A 17,452-nucleotide genomic window follows, 5' to 3' on the forward strand; every position below is an offset into this window, starting at 1 on the left:
CCACCTTGACTGCAACCTCCGCCCGGATCACCGCGGTCGACACCTACGACGTCCGCTTCCCCACCTCGCGGGAACTGGACGGCTCCGACGCGATGAACCCGGATCCCGACTACTCCGCCGCCTATGTCGTCCTGCGCACCGACGCAGGTGACGGACACGAAGGCCATGGCTTCACCTTCACCACCGGACGCGGCAACGACGTCCAGGTCGCGGCGATCGGGGCGCTGCGACCGCACATCGTCGGCCGGTCCGTCCAGGAACTGTGCGCCGACCCGGGCTCGCTCAGCCGCGACCTGATCGGCGACAGCCAACTGCGCTGGCTCGGCCCCGAGAAGGGCGTGATGCACATGGCGATCGGCGCCGTGCTCAACGCCGTGTGGGACCTCGCCGCCAAACGCGAGGACAAGCCGCTGTGGCAGTGGCTCGCCCACGCCGAACCCGAGTGGCTCGTCTCCCAGGTCGACTTCCGCTACATCGCCGACGCCCTCACCCCCGAGGACGCCCTGAGGCTGCTGCGCGAGGGCCGCACCGGCATCGCGCAGCGGGAGACGACTCTGCTGCAGGACGGCTACCCGGGCTACACCACCTCCCCGGGCTGGCTCGGCTACTCCGACGACAAGCTCACCCGGCTGGCCAAGCAGGCCGTCGCCGACGGCTTCACCCAGATCAAGCTGAAGGTCGGCGCGGACCTGGACGACGACATCCGCCGCCTGCGCACCGCCCGCGCCGCCGTCGGCAACGGAATCCGCATCGCCATCGACGCCAACCAGCGATGGAACGTGGACGAGGCGATCGAGTGGACCAACGCGCTCGCCATGTTCGACCCGTACTGGATCGAGGAGCCCACCAGCCCGGACGACGTCCTCGGCCACGCCACCGTACGGCGGGCGGTCGCGCCCGTGAAGGTCGCCACCGGCGAGCACGTGCAGAACCGCATCGTCTTCAAACAACTCCTCCAGGCCGGCGCCATCGACGTCCTCCAGATCGACGCGGCCCGGGTCGGCGGCGTCAACGAGAACCTCGCGATCCTGCTGCTCGCCGCCAAGTTCGGGGTCCCGGTCTGCCCGCACGCCGGCGGGGTGGGCCTGTGCGAGCTGGTGCAGCACCTGTCGATGTTCGACTACCTGGCGCTCTCCGGCACGACCGAGAACCGCGTCATCGAGTTCGTCGACCACCTCCACGAGCACTTCACCGCGCCTGTGATCATGCGCGACGGCCGCTACCGTGCGCCGCTCGCGCCCGGGTTCTCCGCCACCATGCGGGAGGAGTCCGTCGCCGCGTACCACTACCCGGACGGCACGTTCTGGGCCGCCGACCGCGCTGCTCAGGGAGGGACGGCATGACCGATCTGTCAGGGCTCAGGGCGGTCGTCACCGGGGGCGCGTCCGGCATCGGCCTCGCGACCGCCCGCACACTGGCGACGCGGGGCGCGGCGGTCGCCGTCCTCGACCTCGACCCGGACGGCGTCGGCGAACCGCTGCTCGGCTTCCGGGCCGACGTCACGCACGACGCCTCGGTGCGCGCCGCCGTACAACAGGCCGCCGATCGGCTCGGCGGCCTGGACATCCTGGTGAACAACGCGGGCATCGGCGCGGTGGGCACCATCGAGGACAACACGGACGACGACTGGCACCGGGTCCTGGACGTCAACGTCCTCGGCATCGTGCGCGTCACCCGCGCCGCCCTGCCGCATCTGCGTCGCTCCTCCCACGCGGCGGTCGTCAACACCTGCTCGATCGGCGCGACCGCGGGCCTCCCGCAGCGAGCCCTGTACTGCGCCAGCAAGGGCGCGGTCCTCTCGCTCACTCTCGCCATGGCCGCCGACCACGTCCGCGAGGGCATCCGCGTCAACTGCGTCAACCCGGGCACCGCCGACACGCCGTGGGTCTCCCGGCTCCTCGACGCCGCAGACGACCCCGAGAGCGAGCGCGCCGCCCTCAAAGCCCGCCAGCCCATGGGACGCCTGGTCACAGCGGACGAAGTCGCCGCGGCCATCGTCTACCTGGCGAGTCCCGCCGCCGCGTCCGTCACCGGCACCTCGCTCGCGGTGGACGGCGGCATGCAGGGGCTGCGGCTGCGTCCGGAGGCTCGGTCGTGAGGACCACCGGGCTGGGCGCCGGCGCGGTGGCGGTCTCGGAGCTGGCGCTGGGCTGCGCCGCCCTCGGCAACCTCTACGAGCCGGTCTCCGACGAGACCGCCCGTGCCACGGTGGACGCCGCCTGGGACGTCGGCGTCCGCACGTTCGACACCGCGCCCCACTACGGTCTCGGCCTGTCGGAACGGCGGCTCGGCGCCGCGCTGCGCGACCGCCCCCGCGACGCCTACACCCTCTCCACCAAGGTGGGCCGGCTGCTCCTCCCGCATCCGCAGGGGGGCGGCGACGACCTGGCGCACGGTTTCGCCGTCCCGGCCACCCACCTCCGGGTCTGGGACTTCAGCGCCGACGGGGTGCTGCGCTCCCTGGAGGCGAGTCTCGAACGGCTCGGCGTCGACCGTGTCGACGTGGCCCTGCTGCACGACCCGGACGCCCACGCCGAGCAGGCGTTGCGGGAGGCGTACCCGGCGCTGGAGCGGCTGCGCGCCGAAGGCGTGATCGGCGCGATCGGGATCGGGATGAACCAGTCGGCACTGCCCGCCCGGTTCGTGCGCGAGACCGACATCGACGTGGTCCTGCTGGCCGGCCGCTATACGCTCCTGGACCAGGACGGGCTCACCGAACTGCTCCCGGAGGCAGCCGCCCGCGGCCGTGGCGTCGTCATCGGCGGGGTGTTCAACTCCGGTCTGCTCACCGCGCCCCGACCCGGCGCCACCTACGACTACGCACCGGCTCCCCAGCCGGTGCTCGACCGGGCGCTGCGGCTGCTGGCGATCTCCGAACGCCACGGCGTACCGCTGCGGGCCACCGCACTGCGCTTCCCGTTCGGCCATCCCGCGGTCGCGAGCGTCCTGACCGGCGCGCGTTCCTCTCGAGAGGTGCGCGACACGGTGGAACAGTTGCGACGCCCGATCCCGGACGCGCTGTGGGACGAGCTGCGCGCCGAGGGCCTGCTGGCCCCCGACACCCCCGTCCCCACCGCCACCCCCGCCGGGGCAGTTGTGCCACCGAAGGGGCCGTCATGAGGATCGCCCTGCACACGAAGTTCCGCGCCGACCCCATCGAGGAGTACGAGGCCGCGCACCGGAAGGTGCCCGAGGAACGTACCGCCGCCATCCGCGACGCCGGGGCGCATGAAGGGACGATCTGCCGGAGCGGCACGGACCTGTTCCCTGTGCTGGCGGTCGAGGACTACCAGGCGATGATCGCCGAACTCGACAAGCCGCCCGTCAACATGACCTGGCAGGCCCGGATGGCCGACCTGCTCGACGTCGTCCACGACTGCTCCGCGCAGGGCGCGTGCGCCTCGCTGCCGGTGGTGTGGAACTGTGACCGGAGCGGAGACAGGGTCCGGCATCGTGGACGCCCACCACCATGTGTGGCACCTGTTCGTCCGCGACCAGGACTGGATCAGCAGCGGAGACGAACTCGGCCCGCAGCGAAGTGACTTCACCCTCGCCGACCTGGCACCTCAGGCACGCACGGCCGGTGTCACCGCCACCGAGCTGAGGCAGACGATCACCGTGCCGGAGGAGACCTCGGAGGTCCTGGCCCTGGCCGCCGACAGCGACCTGGTCGCGGGGCCGTCGGCTGGACCGGCCTGACCGCCCCCGACGTTGCCGACACCCTCACGAGAAGGAGTGAACACGATGTTTGTGACCAGCCATCATGTCGAACCCGACGCAGTCGTCGTCCTCACGGACACCGGACGGATGAAGATCCAGGTCCTGGGCCCCGAGATCATACGAGTGGTGCAGACGAGGCAGGACCGCTTCGGGACCGCCGAGAGCCTCATGATCCTCCCGGCACCCGCCGCCGCCCCGCAGGTGGCCGAAGTCGACGGCGGACTCCTCGTCTCGACTTCCGCACTGCGGCTCAGGATCGACGCCCTCAACGGTGCGTTCACCTGGACGGACAGCTCTGGTCGGCTGCTGGTGCGCGAACCACACGACGGAGCGCCGACGAGAACGCTGGAAGAGGTCCTCGTCCATCGCCCCCTCCGCGCCGCGGACGCGCGCATCACCAACGTGAGCGGAGCCGACGGACCGAAGGCGGTGACAGAGGCCGTGCCACGCATCGTGGACCGTACGGCGTACTCGACCACGCTGCGCCTTGAACTTGCCGAGGGAGAGGCGATCTACGGCCTTGGCCAGCACGAAGAAGGCATCCTCAACTACCGCGGACACCAGCAGTACCTGTACCAGCAGAACTTGAAGGTGGCTGCCCCGGTCATCGTTTCCACCGCCGGCTACGGAATGCTCTGGGACAGCTGCGCGTTCGCCTCGTTCACCGACGACCGGGACGGGACCCGCTTCTGGACCGAGACCGACGACGAACTGGACTACTACTTCATCCTCGGCCCGGAGATCGACGCGATCGTCGGACGCATCCGGACGCTGACCGGCCAGGTACCGCCCTTGCCCCGCTGGGCACTCGGCTACTTCCAGTCCAAGGAGCACTACGCCTCCCAGGAAGAGCTTGTCGAGATCGCCCGCGAACACCGCCGACGAGACATCCCCCTCGACTGTGTGGTGCAGGACTGGAAGAGCTGGACCGGGGAACTGTGGGGGCAGAAGAGCTTCGACCCGATCCGCTACCCGGACCCGAGCAGACTCTGCGCCGACCTCCACGCCCTGAACACGCGTCTGATGGTCTCCGTCTGGCCCACCATGCACAACGACGGACCCGACCAGGTCGAGATGCGGGAACGGGGACACCTGCTCGGCAACGACGCCACCTACGACGCCTTCAGCGCGGACGCCAGGAGGCTCTACTGGAAGCAGGCCGACGAGGGGTACTTCCGGTTCGGGGTCGACGCCTGGTGGACCGACTGCACCGAGCCCTTCGAAGCGGACTGGAACGGCACGGTGAAACCCGACGCCGCCACCCGGGCCCGTATCAACACCGACGAGAGCAAGAAGTATCTCGACGCCGAACACCTCAACGCCTACGCGCTGCTGCACACCCGCGGCCTGTACGAGGGTCAGCGCGGAGCCGACCCGCACAGGCGCCCCGTCGTGCTGACCCGCTCCGGCAGCCCGGGCCAGCAGCGCTACGGAGCGGTCACCTGGTCGGGAGACGTGACCGCGACCTGGGCCACGCTGCGCGCCCAGATCGCCGATGGTCTCAACTTCTGCATGACCGGCAACCCCCGCTGGTCCTGCGACATCGGCGGTTTCTTCGTCGACCGCAAGGAACCGTGGTTCTGGCGCGGTGACTTCCCCGCCGGCTGCGCCGACCTCGGCTACCGTGAGCTCTACGTGCGATGGCTGCAGTTCGGCGCGTTCCTGCCGATGTTCCGCTCACACGGCACCGACACCCCGCGCGAACCCTGGCGCTTCGGAGACGTCGGCGACAGCACCTATGAAACGATCCTCGCCTTCATTCGTCTACGCTACCGACTGCTGCCCTACCTCTACACACTTCAGGGCTGGGAAGCCCACCGCGGTTATACCGGCATGCGCGCACTGGCCTTCGACTTCCGCGGCGATCCTGCCGTCTACGACATCGACGACCAGCTGATGATCGGGCCCGCGCTGATGATCTGCCCTGTCACCGAACCCATGTACTTCGGCCCTGGCTCCACCCCGATCACCGATACCGTATGGACCCGGCAGGTCTACCTTCCCACCGGGTGCGACTGGTACGACTTCTGGACGGGCGAACGACACACCGGTGGCCGGACCATCCATGCCGCAGCCCCGCTCGAGCACATACCCGTCTTCGTGCGCGCCGGCTCGGTTCTTCCGCTCGGCCCCGTGATGTCCCACGCCGACGAGATGCCCGACGCTCCGTTGGAGGTCCGTGTCTACCCGGGCTCTGACGGGCGGTTCGACCTTTACGACGATGCCGGGGACGGATTCGGTTACGAGGAGGGCGAGTTCACGTTCACGTCGCTGCGCTGGTCCGATGCCGAGGGGCGATTCCTCGTACAGGCGTCCACCGGCGCAGGCGGTGGAACTCCAGCACACCGGGACTTCCGCCCCGTTGTGGTGGGCACGCGAGGCGGCCTGGGGTCGAGCGAGCTCACCACGGATGATTCCACTGTTCACTACAGGGGCCAGCCGGTGAGTCGTCTGATCAAGTGAGAGGGACTCTGGCCCGCCTTATGACATCCGGCCCCTCCGCCTCGCATCTGCCTGAACGGGGGCATTGCCGAGAGTTGTGGATGGCGGCCCAGTGAGTTGTGACTACTGAGGTTTTCGGGTTGTCGTCGGGTGGTGACCGTTCATGATCCCTGAGGTATGCCGGTGGTATGCGATATCCGGAGGGCGGGGGCCTGACCGCTGAGCGTCGGGCGTTTAGGGAGAAGATCCGGCTCCAGAGGTCGCGCGGTTGCGGGAGGAGGCCGAGCGGGTGCAGGCCGCCCTCGGCGAGGTGGAACGCGTACTTCAGCGTCTTGCGGATGCCCGTATGACGGTGGCCGAGGTGCTGACGGAGCCGAAGTCTGCGGTCGTGGCGTCGGCAGGGATCACAGGGGCGGCGGGGGCGGTGGTGCCGCGAAGGGCCGAGGGGATGACGGCGTCGGTCCTGCCTGGGGACTACCAGCGGATCATCTCCGTGCTGGAGTCGGCTGCGGGCCGGGAGGGAATGCGGTGCCAGCAACTGGCCGCGGCCCTGGGGCTTCAGGCGGTCCCGGCGAAGGTCGAGGGGCTGCGGTCGAAGGCGAAGCGCCTGATGGAACGAGGGTGGGCCCTTCAGCCACGGCCGGGGGTGTTCACCCCGCTCGGGACGCCGGCCGGCTGAAGGCACCGGGCCGGCGTCCGGCCAGGCGGCCGCTCATAAGCATGGTCATCGACCACAGCACCATGGCCTCGTGTATGGCGGGCAGCGTCTCGTAGTCACGCACCAGGCGACGGGAGCGCATCAGCCAGCTCAGCGTCCTTTCCACCACCCACCTGCGCGGCAGCACCACGAACCCCGTGGTGTCGTCGGAGCGTTTGACGATCTCGAGCGTGAGGTGGAGGTTCTCGGCCGCCCAGTCGACCAGGCGCCCCGCATAGCCGCCCCCAGACAAGCCGGACGGAGAAGTACAGCCTGCGCAGCCGTTCCAGCAGAGGCACTGCGGCGTCTCGGTCCTGCACGTTCGCTGCGGTCACCGGGACGGCCAGGACCAGGCCGAGACAGTCCACCACCAGATGCCGCTTACGGCTGCCCACCTTCTTCCCACCATCCCAACCGGCGGGCGAGCGCGGGATGTTCGCCGCCGTCCGCACCGACTGCGAGTCCACGATCGCGGCCGGCGGGTCCACCGTGCGGCCCTCTTTCTGGCGCACGCGGTCGCGCAGCCGGTCGTGGAACTCGGCGAGCAGCCCGCCACCTGCCAACGGCGGGCGAAGGCGTGCACACGCCGGTGCGGCAGGAAATCCGCAGGCAGATTGCCCACACGACGCCGTTGTCGACCACGTAGCGCGCTGCGTCCAGCGTGACGCGATGGCAATAGCCTCCGGTCGGCCACCGCGCCCCTGAAACCACGCGAGAACGGGCAGCAACGGCCGGATGACCTGCCACTCCACGTCTGTCAGGTCCGAGCCGTAACACCGCACACGGCCCGCCCCGTCCGCCGCGTTACCGAACCTGTGCGCGAGGCAGTCACACAACGGAGACGGCGAGTTGGACTCCACGGGCGCGTGCGCGAAAGACTGCAGCAACAGGGCCTCCTGGTGCTCGTTGGCTTCGACAACCACGAGCTACCGCGAGGCCCTGCCCTCATGCGCCGACCGCACCGCGATCACCCGATCAAGACCCTTGTTCGACCAGACAAGCCCGTTGTCGGTAAGCGGATGTCTGATACCTCGTCAACCAGCCCCACTCGCTGATCAGCACATCCCGCACGTCGGGGGAACCCCGATGTGAGGATTCCACAGAAGGCGGCCGGGCAGGCGCACGACTCGGTGCACCCGCCCGCTGCGCCACGCCCGCCGCGTGATGTCGAGGCCGCTACTTCCTCACGCCGGTCGCGCTGAACTCCTGTACGCCGACCTTTCCGTTCTGGTTACTGTTGCGCACGTAGAGCCGGATGTTGGTGGTGGCGACGTTGGCCGAGGGTCGGTAGACGACCGGCGCCGCCGTGTTGATCGCCTGGTAGGGCATGATGTCGATCCAGGCGTTCTTGCTGGCGCTCCACCGCTGCACCTTCCAGTGGGTGGTCATCCAGGTGCAGCAGTTGTCCTGCTGGATGGTGAAGGCGAACCGCTCGTAGTCGGCGCCGAGATCGAACTGCACCCAGGACTCGTTCACGTTGGAGCCGGCCTCGCCGGTCTCGGTGACGCCGTCCCAAAGCTTGCCGAGGTCGCTGTTCCAGGCACTGCGCTGCGACACGGTGGAGTGGTCGGCCAGGTTCTCCGTGGGCACCTTCCGCCGCAGCGCGGCGTACTCCGGTTCCAGGCCCGCCTGGTTCATGATGGTCCGGGCCTCGGCCGGCCACGCACCATCTGTCACCACGTGCGGTCGCCCGTCGCCGTCGTAGATGGCCCCGCTGAGCCAGTTGTCGGCGAAGTCGGTGTAGTTGTGCGACGCGTACACCGACAGGGGCTGGCGGTAACGCGGGGAGAAATCGAACCGCCCGCCCTTTCCGACGTTGTAGTCCCAGCGGGTCTGGTGACTCTGGTTGTCGCTGTAGTAGTTCGCGGTCGACGTCGAGTGGTGCACGTAGTTGTAACTGATCTCGCTGCCCGGCCACGACCCGAACGAGTAGACGGCCCCCGAGTCGTGCACCCCCCAGGGCTGCTTGGACGTGGCGTTGTACACCTCGTTGTGGCTGAACGTCGTCTTGCCGATCCCGTCCACCGCGTCGAGGAGGCTGGTCTCCTCCGCCTTGCGCTGATGGAAGCCGCTGTATGCGGTGTCGTAGACGAGGTTGTGGGTGACTGCCACGTTGTAGGTGTTCATCAGGCTGATCCCGGTCGCCGGGAAGAAGTCGTCACCGGTGTCGGTCACGACGTTGTTGCTGATCGTCACGTTCTTGGTGCGCTGGGCGCCGTTGACGTGCACGTCCATCCACCGACCGGCGATGACCCCGGCGGCGGTCAGGTTGTGGAAGAGGTTGCCGGTGACGGTGACGTCCTCTGCTCCGGTCAGCAGCTGCAGTCCGCCGCTGCCCATCTTGCGCACGGTGTTGTCGGTGAAGGTGATGTCGCGGGCGTTGGTCAGCTTGATCTGACCGGGCACCTCGCCGCCGTAGCCGTCGTAGTTCGGATCCTTGAAGGGGTCGTCCGCGTACTGCGCCTCCGCTTGCGTGCCGCCGATGAACCGGTCGCGAGGCATCAGCCAGTTGCCGTGCTCGAACGTGATGCCGTCGAACGCGATCGCGCTCGCCTTCGCGGACGGGCTGGACCCGGCCACGTTCACCAGCGTCTCCACCGTCGGTACGTACGCCCCGGCCTGGTTGACATCCTCTCCAGCTCGCGGGTAGTAGTACACCTTGTTCGTCGCCCGGTTCAGGTACCACTCGCCGGGGGAGTCCAGCTCCTCGAACGCGTTGAGCACGTAGTACGTGTCGTCGTAGTCCAGCGAGAAGCCGTCGTCGCGGTTCAGCCGCGCCTGGAAGTGCGGTTGTGCCAGGCGCACCCGCTTATTGGCGCCGCTCGCACTGATGTCCACGACGGGGAAGTAGTCGATCTTGAAGCCGATCCCGATGTGCAGCAGCCGAATGTCGCGGACGTTGGTGTACGCCGGAACGCCGGCCGCCGGGAACTGCACGCCGTCGTAGGAGCGGGTCGGCCGCTCCGGGTTGGCCGGCGGGTTGGGGATCGATGCCTCATCGAAGAAGCCGCTGCCCACGATGCCCTTGCCCATCGCCAGCTGAGCCCGCCGACCGCCGACGTAGAGCTGCCGGAAGTAGTCGGCGTAGCCCGCCGACTCCGGTACGTCGGCAACGAAGTAAGGCTGGTCGGTTACCCGCTTCCAGCCTGTGACGGCCTTACCACCGTCAACTATGGGCGTCTCACCCGGATACGCCTGGTAGACGACCTTGAACCCGTTGGAACCCGAGTCCGCCTCGGCCAGGTCGAAGGTGGCCGTCCGAGTATGCCGGCCCCCGCGCAGGCAGACGCGGATGTCGGCCCGCATGTCCTTGTTGAGCTCGTGCTGTCGGATGTGGTCCCGCGCCCGTTCTAAGGTCGCCCAGGGGCGATCCGATGAGGTTCCGGCGTTACCGTCGCTGCCCGACGCGGAGACGTAGAAGGTGCACGCTGCTGCCGCCTCCGCCGTACCACTGACCACCAGCCCAGCAGCCAGCACGACCGCCGCCATGGCGCCCGCGGCCACTCCGTGTTTGCTCATCAACTCCACTTTCGACTTGTGTATGGGACAGGCTGCACGCAGATAGCGGTCGCGCGGTACATTCCGCGCGTTGCAGGGTGGGTGCGGCACCGTCGATGCCGCGTGCGCGTTGCCATGCCGCAGCAGGTCGGCCCGGACATGACGGTGCTCCGCGTGCCGGTGCGGAGGTCGCACCGGCAGGCGGAACTCGTTTCGGGGATCGTGACCCGAACCGCTTTGTCAACTGACCGAGAACTGGCTGAAGTTCGCGGTGCCGATGGTTCCGGCGTGGGCCGTGGAGAACATGCCCGCGTCCAGGGTGCTGTTCGCCCCGGTCAGGGTCGAGGTGCCGACAGTGGTCCAGGTGGTGCCGTCGGCGGAGTAGGAGCCGGTGACCGACGTACCGCTTCTGACCAGGCGGAGCCAGACAGGGGCGACGGTGGCGCTTCCGGTCTTGATGGTGTTGGTGTCGAGGTAGCCGTCACCGTTGGAGTCCGACTGCAGGGTGATTCCGTTGCCGGGGGTGGTGGCGAGGACGAGGTACCCGGTGGACGAGCCGGCGGAGGCGATGTCGTTTCGCAGCATCAGGCCGGCCTTGGCCCAGCTGTTGGTCTTGTCCTGACTGGCGACGCGGACGGTGACGGTGACGGTCGAGGAGGTTCCGGCGGCCCCCGTCTGGTAGGCGGCGGAGTACTCGTCGTCGTATGCCGTGCCGGAGCGCCATATGTCGATGCCCGCGCTGGTCAGGGAGGTCACTCCGCCGCTTTCGCTGACGGCGGCCGGAATCGAACTGTATGCCCTGTAGGGAGAGGTGACGATGCGCAGGTTGCTGAATGTCGCGCTGCCGGCGGTGGTGCTGTGGGCTGTGTGGATGACACCGGCATCCTGGGTGGTCGCCATGGACGGCAGGGTCACCGTCGAGCCGACCTGAGTGAAGGTGGATCCGTCGGTGGAGTAGGAGGCGGACACCTGGGTGGCAGTGCGGGTGAGCCGAAGCCAGACCGGTGCCTTGATGGTGGCAGCGGTGGACGTGAGCTGGTCGAGGTAGCCGTCGGCGTTGGAGTCCCGCTGGAAGCTGACGCCGTTGTTCGGGGTCACCACCACAGCCGCGTAGCCGGCGGAGGAGCCGTTGCCCGTGAGGTCGTTGCGCAGGACGACGCCGGCCTTGGCCCAGCCGCTGGTCTTGTCCAGGTTGTCGACCCGGGCGGTCACCGACGTGCCGTCGACAGCTGCCCCGTTTCGGAAGACGGTGCCGTACTCGTCGTCGTGCTGTCCGCCGGCACCCCAGATGTCCTTGCCCGCGTCGGTGATCGTGAAGTGGGCGCCGCTCTGGCCGGTGTTGGCGGGGGTGGAGGAGTAGGCGCTGTAGGGGGAGCTGACCGGGTCGGTGGTCAGCGGACGGTACAGGGGCTGGATACCGGCGTTGTTCATGACCGTCTTGGCGGCTGACGGCCAGTTGCCGTCGCTGACGACGACGGTGCCGCTGACTACGTCACCGCGGCCGTTGGTGTTGGTGATGTTCGCGGAGCTGTTGTTCGTCCAGTTGTCGGTCAGGGTCAGGGCGCCGGTGTTGTTGGTGGCACTGCTGTTCTCATGGCCCCATTCGCCGGTGTTCCGGAAGACGTTGTTGGTGTCCGTGAAGTTCCGGGAGCCCTCGTCGTGGTAGAAGCCGAACCAGCCGTTGTTGCTGTGGCAGTAGTTGCGTTCGAAGGTGCTGCCCGGTGACGCCGACAGGGTGTACATGCAGCCGCCGTCGGTCATCTGCTGCATGAGGTCGTGGATGTAGTTGTCGGTGACGTGGTTGTTCGCGGCGGTGGTCGCGGTCGTGTAGACGGGCTGGTAGCTGTACAGGCCCCGGTTGACGTAGTCCTGGCTGCCGCCGATGTCGTTGGCACCCCAGCCGTAGCCGATGGTGATGCCGGAGTAGGGCAGGTTGTACACCTCGTTGTGCGAGACGGTCGCGCCGTTCACGTAGGTGACGAGGATGGCGGACATGTCACGGTATTCCAGCGCCACGTCATGGATGAGGTTGTTGCTCAGCGTGATGTCGCGGTTGGTCATCCGCCTGTCACTGGGGTGGTGCGCGTCCGCCCGAACGCCGCCGACGGCGATGCCGCCCCCCGCGTCCTGGGTGAAGACGTTGCCGGTCGCTGTGATGCTGCGGGCACCGAGCCCGACGCCGGTGGTGTGGGCGTTGGCGTCGTTGCCGATGCCGAGGCTGTTCTGTCCGAGCTGGGTGAACCGGTTACCGGTGAACGTGATGTGGTCGGCGGCCGAGACCTGGACCGCGGAGGGCATCTGCTTCCAGTGAGGGCGTGCCGCCTCGAAGAGCCGGCACCCGCTCTGACACGAGGTCAGCGCGTCCGACGGGCGGTCCCAGGTGCCGGAGAGGTAAGCGCCGGTCTGCTGGCTGGCGTAGCCGTGGGCGGTGGGTTCCAGCCAACTGGTGCCCGAGAACTGCAGCCCGGAGAAGGCGATGTGGGTGGCGGGGGAGGAGTACGTCCCTCCGACGCTGATGAGCGACTCCAGCTTCGGCACCTCGACATCGGCCTTGCTCATGTCCTGGCCGGTGAGCGGCTTGTAGTACAGGGTGCCGGTAGCGGTGTCGAGGTACCACTCGCCGGCCGTGTCGAGAAACTCGTAGGCGTTCTCAATGTAGAGGGGGCCGGCCCGGAAGGGGCTCGTCAGAGTGTCGTAGCCGAACGTGTTGTTGTTCCATGAGGGCTGGGCCATGGTGATGGTGCCGCTGCTGATGCCGGTCACCGGGGCATAGCGGTCGGTGAAGGATCCGATGCCGTGAATCTCGGTCCGGCCGGGTTGCGAGAGGCTGTTGAGGTAGCTCAGCGAGCTGTTCGTGAAGGTGTAGCCGCTGGTGGTCGCGGTCAGGTCCGAGCGGGCGACCGCGGTGCGGGCCCTGGTGGCCAGGACGCCGTCGACGTACAGCTGGCGCGTGTCGAAGCCGGTGCCGACGTCAGCCTTCCAGATGTTCTTGGCCGAGTCCTGCACGGTCCAGCCAGTGGCCTTCTGCGCTCCGGTGATGACCGGGTGGGCGCCCAGCGCGGCCTTCCAGATCACCGTGTGGCCGCCTGTGCCGGAGTCCGCCGAGGTGAAGGCGAGCGGCGAGGAGAGCCGGTAGGTGCCGTCGGCGAGCTCGACGGTGATGTCACCTTTCATGGAGTTGTTGGTTGCCCGAACCTTGGTCTTGGCCTGGGTGACGGAGCACGGCCGTTTCACGGAGCAGGCGGTGCCGGAGCCGCTCGGTGAGGCGTAGAGCGTCGTGCCGGCCGCGAAGGCGGGGCCGGCCTGGGTGAGGACTGCCGCGGTCGAGGCGGTGAGGACGGCGGCTGTGGCCAGCCATGATCTGAAGCGGTGGGGAACCGCGGGATGCATATGGGTTGTTCGCACGTGACACCTTCCGGGTGGTTCAGAGGGGCCTGCGGTGCCCACGGCGGGCAGGGAAGAACCCAGCGACGGGAGGGGAAGGGAAATGGCGATGTAACATTAGTCGTCATATGAATTTCGTCAATAGATCGTGCATGCCGCCTCGGCGGGAGTTGGTCAGGGCATGCGAACGCCCCCGGCCTGTCGGCTCGGGGGCGCGGTCGGTGCGGGTGCTCTAGGAGGCGGGCGAGCCGACGTTCGGCAGGCGGCGGCGGCTCCAGGCGGTTTGGATGTGTGCCGCCATGGCCTGCGCGGCCCCGTCGGCGTCCCGGGCCAGTAGCCGCTCGGCGACCGCGCGGTGCTCCTCGTTGGCCTGCTCGCATGCGGTCGCGTCCGGTGTGCCGTTGTACAGGAAGGTCGTGCGCGCCTGGGCGTGGAGGATCCGGATGATGGAACGGCCGAGTCTGTTGTGGGATGCCTGCAGGATCCGGTCGTGGAAGGCCACATCGGTCTCGATGAAGCGTGCCGGGACGGCGGTCTCCTCGTCGAGCCGGGCGAGCAACTGCTCGACGGCTCTCAGGTCGTCGTCGGTGGCCAGCTCCGCGGCCTGGGCTGTCATCTGGGCCTCCAGCGTCGACCGGATGTCGACCAACTGGTCGAGGATGACGAGCTGGTCGTCATGCTGGACGGTCGCGGCGAGCACGACGGGGTCGAGGAGGTTCCATTCCTCGGGTGGGGTGACGGTGGTGCCGTAGCCCTGCCGGGCCTGGACCAGCCCCTTGGCCTCCAGCGACTTGACCGCCTCGCGGACGGTGATCCGGCTGACGCCGAATGTCTCGCAGAGCTCGGGTTCCACCGGCAGGGTCGACCCTGGCGGAATGGCGCCCGACACGATCGTGTCGGTCAGGCTCTCCATGACGGCCTGCGCCAGGCGGGCCGGACGCTTGGGCCAGGGCTTGAGGACAGGAGGCTCTCCCGTCCCGTCGGCGCTCTCCTTAGCCATCATGTCCCCCTTGCTGATGTGCGATGACGGCGAGTCTACTGCGCGGAAACTCCTTGACAGCATTCGTATGACGACTTACGTTACACGGAAATTTCGCAGCAGTACTTCCCGCCACAAGGGGTGCAAGCCGTGCGCATTGCCGAAGTCGAGTGCCATCCGGTCCGGGTGCCGGGAGCCAGTCCATCCTTCGTCTGGCGGGACGGACTCCTGGGCAGCCCGTCCGAGGGCGAGGCCGCGGTGCTGCGCATCTGCACGGACGAAGGGGTAGAGGGGGTGGCGATGTCCCCCCGGCGCGGCAGCGGTGTCATCCTGGCGGACCTGCTGGACCGCGTACTGCGCAAGGAGCTGGTGGGGCAGGATCCCCTGCAGCGGGAATGGCTCTGGCACCGCATGTGGGAGCTTGACCGCACGGAGGAGCTCCCGCTCTATCTGCTGGGTCTGGTCGACACCGCGCTGTGGGACCTGTCCGGACGGCTCGCCGACCGGCCCACCTGGCAGATGCTCGGCGGATACCGCACCTCGATACCCGCCTACGCCTCCACCGTCACCTATTCCTCGGTCGAGGAGTACCTGGACATCGCCGACCAGGCCCTGGAGCTCGGCTACCCCGCCATCAAGCTCCACGCCTGGGGTGACGCCCGCCGCGACGCCCGCCTGTCGGTGGCGTTGCGCGAGCATGTGGGGGACGACATCCCGCTGATGTTCGACGGGTCGGCGGGCTTCGACCTCCCCGACGCGATCTATCTCGGGCACGCTCTCTCAAACGCCGGCTACCTCTGGTACGAGGAGCCGATGAGGGAGTTCAGCGTCACCGCGTACAAGCGCCTCGCCGCCGCGGTGGCCGTTCCCCTCCTTGTGGCCGAGACCTCCGACGGGGCGCACATGAACTCGGCCGACTTCATCCAGGCCGGCGCCGCCACCTTCGGAGTCCGCGCCTCCACACAACTGCGAGGCGGCTTCACCGGCGCCATGCGCACCGCCCACCTCGCCGACGCCTACCGACTGCGCGCCGAGGTGCACGGGCCGGAGATCCCCAACCGGCACCTGTGCATGGCCATCTCGAACACCACCTACTACGAGTCGCTGGTCATGGGCAACCCCATCAGCCGCGAGAGCGGCATCGACGCCCGCGGCCTCGTTCATGCCCCCACCGGTCCGGGCGTCGCCCTTCCGGCGGGTCTGGACTACCCTCCCGCCCTTCAGAAATTTGTCGACGAGGACACCGTCACCCCGCCCCGAGCCTGATGACCGGAGCCCCAGGCCCGACGGCCTGTCTCGAACACCCCGAACGCGGCACCTCTCCCGCTGTGCGCCATTTCCCAAGATCTGAGGTCAGACATGAACGACGACGTTCCGGTTTCCTCCCGCCGCCGGCTCAGGCACACGGCCGTCGCCGTCCTGGGCGCCGTCTCCCTGCTCGCTCTCGCCGCCTGCGGCAGCGCGGACCCCACACCCCCCGCGACGTCCTCCCCGGCGGCCTTCAAGCCCGTGGCTCAGCAGCAGGGCAGTGAGATCACTGTCTGGGCGGACGCCACCCGTGTCCCCGGCGTGCAGGCGTACCAGAAGGCCCACCCGGACGTGAAAATAAAGATCGTCACGTACAGCGGAGACGCCAACGGCGCCAACGACCTCCAGACCAAGGTCCAGCTGTTCGATCGCACCGGCAGCGGCTGGCCCGACGTCGCCTTCAGCGCCAACGTCAACGACGGCACCTGGGCGTCCCAGGGCAAGTCCCCCTATGCCGCGCCCGTCAACCAGGACGTGATCTCCCAGTCCACGCTGGGGGGCTTCGCGGACGGCGCGCTGAATCCCTGCACCTTCAACGGCAACACCTACTGCCTGCGCAACGACCTGGCCCAGAACGTGCTCTGGTACAACAAGTCCCTCATGGACAAGTTCGGGTACAAGATCCCGACCACCTGGGAGGAGTACCAGGCACTCGGCGAGAAGGTCGCCAAGGAGCACCCCGGCTATCTGGTCGGCACCGCCGGGGACGCCTGGAGCCCCGAGGTGTACTTCTGGGCGAGCCAGTGCACGGCCAGCACCACTACCGGCGCCAAGAAGGTGAAGGTGGACCTGAAGGACGCCAAGTGCACCCGGATGGCCAAGCTGCTCGACACCCTGATCGCCAAGGGCTCGGTCTCCAAAGACACCGTCTTCAGCGCCGGCTTCATCAAGAACCAGGCGAGCAAGGTCCTGATGCTCCCCGGCCCCTCCTGGTTCGGCCAGGTGCTCTTCAACTCCACCTTCAAGACCCCCGAAGGACAGATCGCCGCCGCCTCCCCGCTGAAGTTCGAGGCTGACGCCAAGAACTACACCGGCAACGTCGGCGGCGGACTGTGGTTCATCTCCTCCCACAGCAAGAACCTCAAGGCGGCCGCCGACCTGGTCACCTGGATGACAACCTCCGACGCCTACCAGGGCACCGCGGGCACCTACCCCGCGTACAAGAAGGCCGCGGTCACCTGGCTCGCCAACCAGAAGAAGACCGGCTACTTCGCCGAGGACGTCAGCCCCGTCTTCAAGGAATCCGCGGAACTGATCTGGCCCGGCTGGTCCGCCACCCAGTACAGCCAGGAAGCCATCTACTCCTCCACCGTGGTCCCCGCCCTGAACTCCGGCAAGACCCTCACCGACACCCTGGACACCTGGCAGACGGCCATCACCAACAAGGCCAAGTCCCTCGGCTACACCGTCAACTAGCGAAGCGG

Annotated in this window: 11 protein-coding genes and 3 pseudogenes; 9 read left to right on the forward strand and 5 right to left on the reverse strand. The window is 68.2% G+C overall.

Translation table 11 applies throughout. The annotated features are described in order from the left end of the window. Nucleotides 1-5: 5 nt before the first annotated feature. The 7 genes and pseudogenes from C6376_RS31130 (at nucleotide 6) to C6376_RS31160 (ending at nucleotide 6,841) form a co-directional block, all read left to right on the forward strand. Nucleotides 6-1,343 carry an L-fuconate dehydratase gene (locus tag C6376_RS31130; protein WP_107446446.1) on the forward strand — a complete coding sequence of 446 codons (1,338 nt, stop codon included), beginning with the start codon at nucleotides 6-8 and terminating at the stop codon, nucleotides 1,341-1,343. After that, entirely contained in the window at nucleotides 1,340-2,098 is a 759-nt protein-coding gene (locus C6376_RS31135) for an SDR family NAD(P)-dependent oxidoreductase (protein ID WP_107446447.1), read from the forward strand. The genes C6376_RS31130 and C6376_RS31135 overlap by 4 nt, the downstream gene beginning before the upstream one ends. After that, nucleotides 2,095-3,120 carry an aldo/keto reductase gene (locus C6376_RS31140; protein ID WP_107446448.1) on the forward strand — a complete coding sequence of 342 codons (1,026 nt, stop codon included), beginning with the start codon at nucleotides 2,095-2,097 and terminating at the stop codon, nucleotides 3,118-3,120. Before C6376_RS31135 ends, C6376_RS31140 begins: the two co-directional genes overlap by 4 nt. Continuing rightward, a pseudogene (locus tag C6376_RS31145) lies at nucleotides 3,117-3,419 on the forward strand (L-rhamnose mutarotase); the annotation flags it as partial. The gene C6376_RS31140 and the pseudogene C6376_RS31145, both read left to right, overlap by 4 nt. Nucleotides 3,420-3,423: 4 nt before the next feature. After that, a pseudogene (locus tag C6376_RS31150) lies at nucleotides 3,424-3,725 on the forward strand (amidohydrolase); the annotation flags it as partial. Nucleotides 3,726-3,744: 19 nt separating this feature from the next. Then, nucleotides 3,745-6,183 carry a TIM-barrel domain-containing protein gene (locus C6376_RS31155; protein WP_107446449.1) on the forward strand — a complete coding sequence of 813 codons (2,439 nt, stop codon included), beginning with the start codon at nucleotides 3,745-3,747 and terminating at the stop codon, nucleotides 6,181-6,183. Between the two features lie 247 nt (nucleotides 6,184-6,430). Further along, nucleotides 6,431-6,841: a hypothetical protein gene (locus C6376_RS31160; RefSeq protein WP_107446450.1), complete on the forward strand. Its 411-nt coding sequence runs from the start codon at nucleotides 6,431-6,433 to the stop codon at nucleotides 6,839-6,841. Here C6376_RS31160 and C6376_RS45670 read toward each other — a convergent pair. The 5 genes and pseudogenes from C6376_RS45670 to C6376_RS31180 all read right to left on the reverse strand — a co-directional run bounded on the left by C6376_RS45670 (nucleotide 6,813) and on the right by C6376_RS31180 (nucleotide 14,744). Further along, nucleotides 6,813-7,112, reverse strand: a complete 300-nt coding sequence (locus C6376_RS45670) for a transposase (protein WP_254076143.1) — start codon at nucleotides 7,110-7,112, stop codon at nucleotides 6,813-6,815. The two genes, C6376_RS31160 and C6376_RS45670, sit on opposite strands and share 29 nt — an antisense overlap. A 67-nt stretch (nucleotides 7,113-7,179) precedes the next feature. After that, nucleotides 7,180-7,782: pseudogene (locus C6376_RS46540) on the reverse strand (transposase); the annotation flags it as partial. Between the two features lie 253 nt (nucleotides 7,783-8,035). Beyond that, on the reverse strand, nucleotides 8,036-10,378 hold the full coding sequence (locus C6376_RS31170) for a right-handed parallel beta-helix repeat-containing protein (RefSeq protein ID WP_107446451.1): 2,343 nt from the start codon (nucleotides 10,376-10,378) through the stop codon (nucleotides 8,036-8,038). A 219-nt stretch (nucleotides 10,379-10,597) separates the two neighbouring features. Next, nucleotides 10,598-13,762, reverse strand: coding sequence for a DUF1349 domain-containing protein (locus C6376_RS31175; protein ID WP_159083311.1), 3,165 nt, complete (start codon nucleotides 13,760-13,762; stop codon nucleotides 10,598-10,600). A gap of 211 nt (nucleotides 13,763-13,973) precedes the next feature. After that, nucleotides 13,974-14,744: a FadR/GntR family transcriptional regulator gene (locus C6376_RS31180; RefSeq protein WP_216825626.1), complete on the reverse strand. Its 771-nt coding sequence runs from the start codon at nucleotides 14,742-14,744 to the stop codon at nucleotides 13,974-13,976. 126 nt (nucleotides 14,745-14,870) lie between these two features. Here C6376_RS31180 and C6376_RS31185 point away from each other — a divergent pair, with 126 nt between their 5' ends. Both C6376_RS31185 and C6376_RS31190 read left to right on the forward strand, forming a co-directional pair. Next, on the forward strand, nucleotides 14,871-15,986 hold the full coding sequence (locus C6376_RS31185) for an enolase C-terminal domain-like protein (protein ID WP_107449297.1): 1,116 nt from the start codon (nucleotides 14,871-14,873) through the stop codon (nucleotides 15,984-15,986). Between the two features lie 93 nt (nucleotides 15,987-16,079). Next, complete coding sequence (locus C6376_RS31190; protein WP_107446454.1) at nucleotides 16,080-17,444, forward strand: ABC transporter substrate-binding protein; 1,365 nt, start codon at nucleotides 16,080-16,082, stop codon at nucleotides 17,442-17,444. The last annotated feature ends 8 nt before the right edge of the window (nucleotides 17,445-17,452 follow it).

Origin of the sequence: Streptomyces sp. P3, from assembly GCF_003032475.1 — a bacterium.
Lineage (GTDB): Bacteria > Actinomycetota > Actinomycetes > Streptomycetales > Streptomycetaceae > Streptomyces.

What these genes read in the sequence shown, in the direction of transcription:
- C6376_RS31170 (WP_107446451.1), bottom strand. Translation starts at nt 10,378, where the DNA reads ATGAGCAAACACGGAGTGGCCGCGGGCGCCATGGCGGCGGTCGTGCTG.
- C6376_RS31155 (WP_107446449.1), top strand. Translation starts at nt 3,745, where the DNA reads ATGTTTGTGACCAGCCATCATGTCGAACCCGACGCAGTCGTCGTCCTC.
- C6376_RS31190 (WP_107446454.1), top strand. Translation starts at nt 16,080, where the DNA reads ATGAACGACGACGTTCCGGTTTCCTCCCGCCGCCGGCTCAGGCACACG.
- C6376_RS31180 (WP_216825626.1), bottom strand. Translation starts at nt 14,744, where the DNA reads ATGATGGCTAAGGAGAGCGCCGACGGGACGGGAGAGCCTCCTGTCCTC.
- C6376_RS31135 (WP_107446447.1), top strand. Translation starts at nt 1,340, where the DNA reads ATGACCGATCTGTCAGGGCTCAGGGCGGTCGTCACCGGGGGCGCGTCC.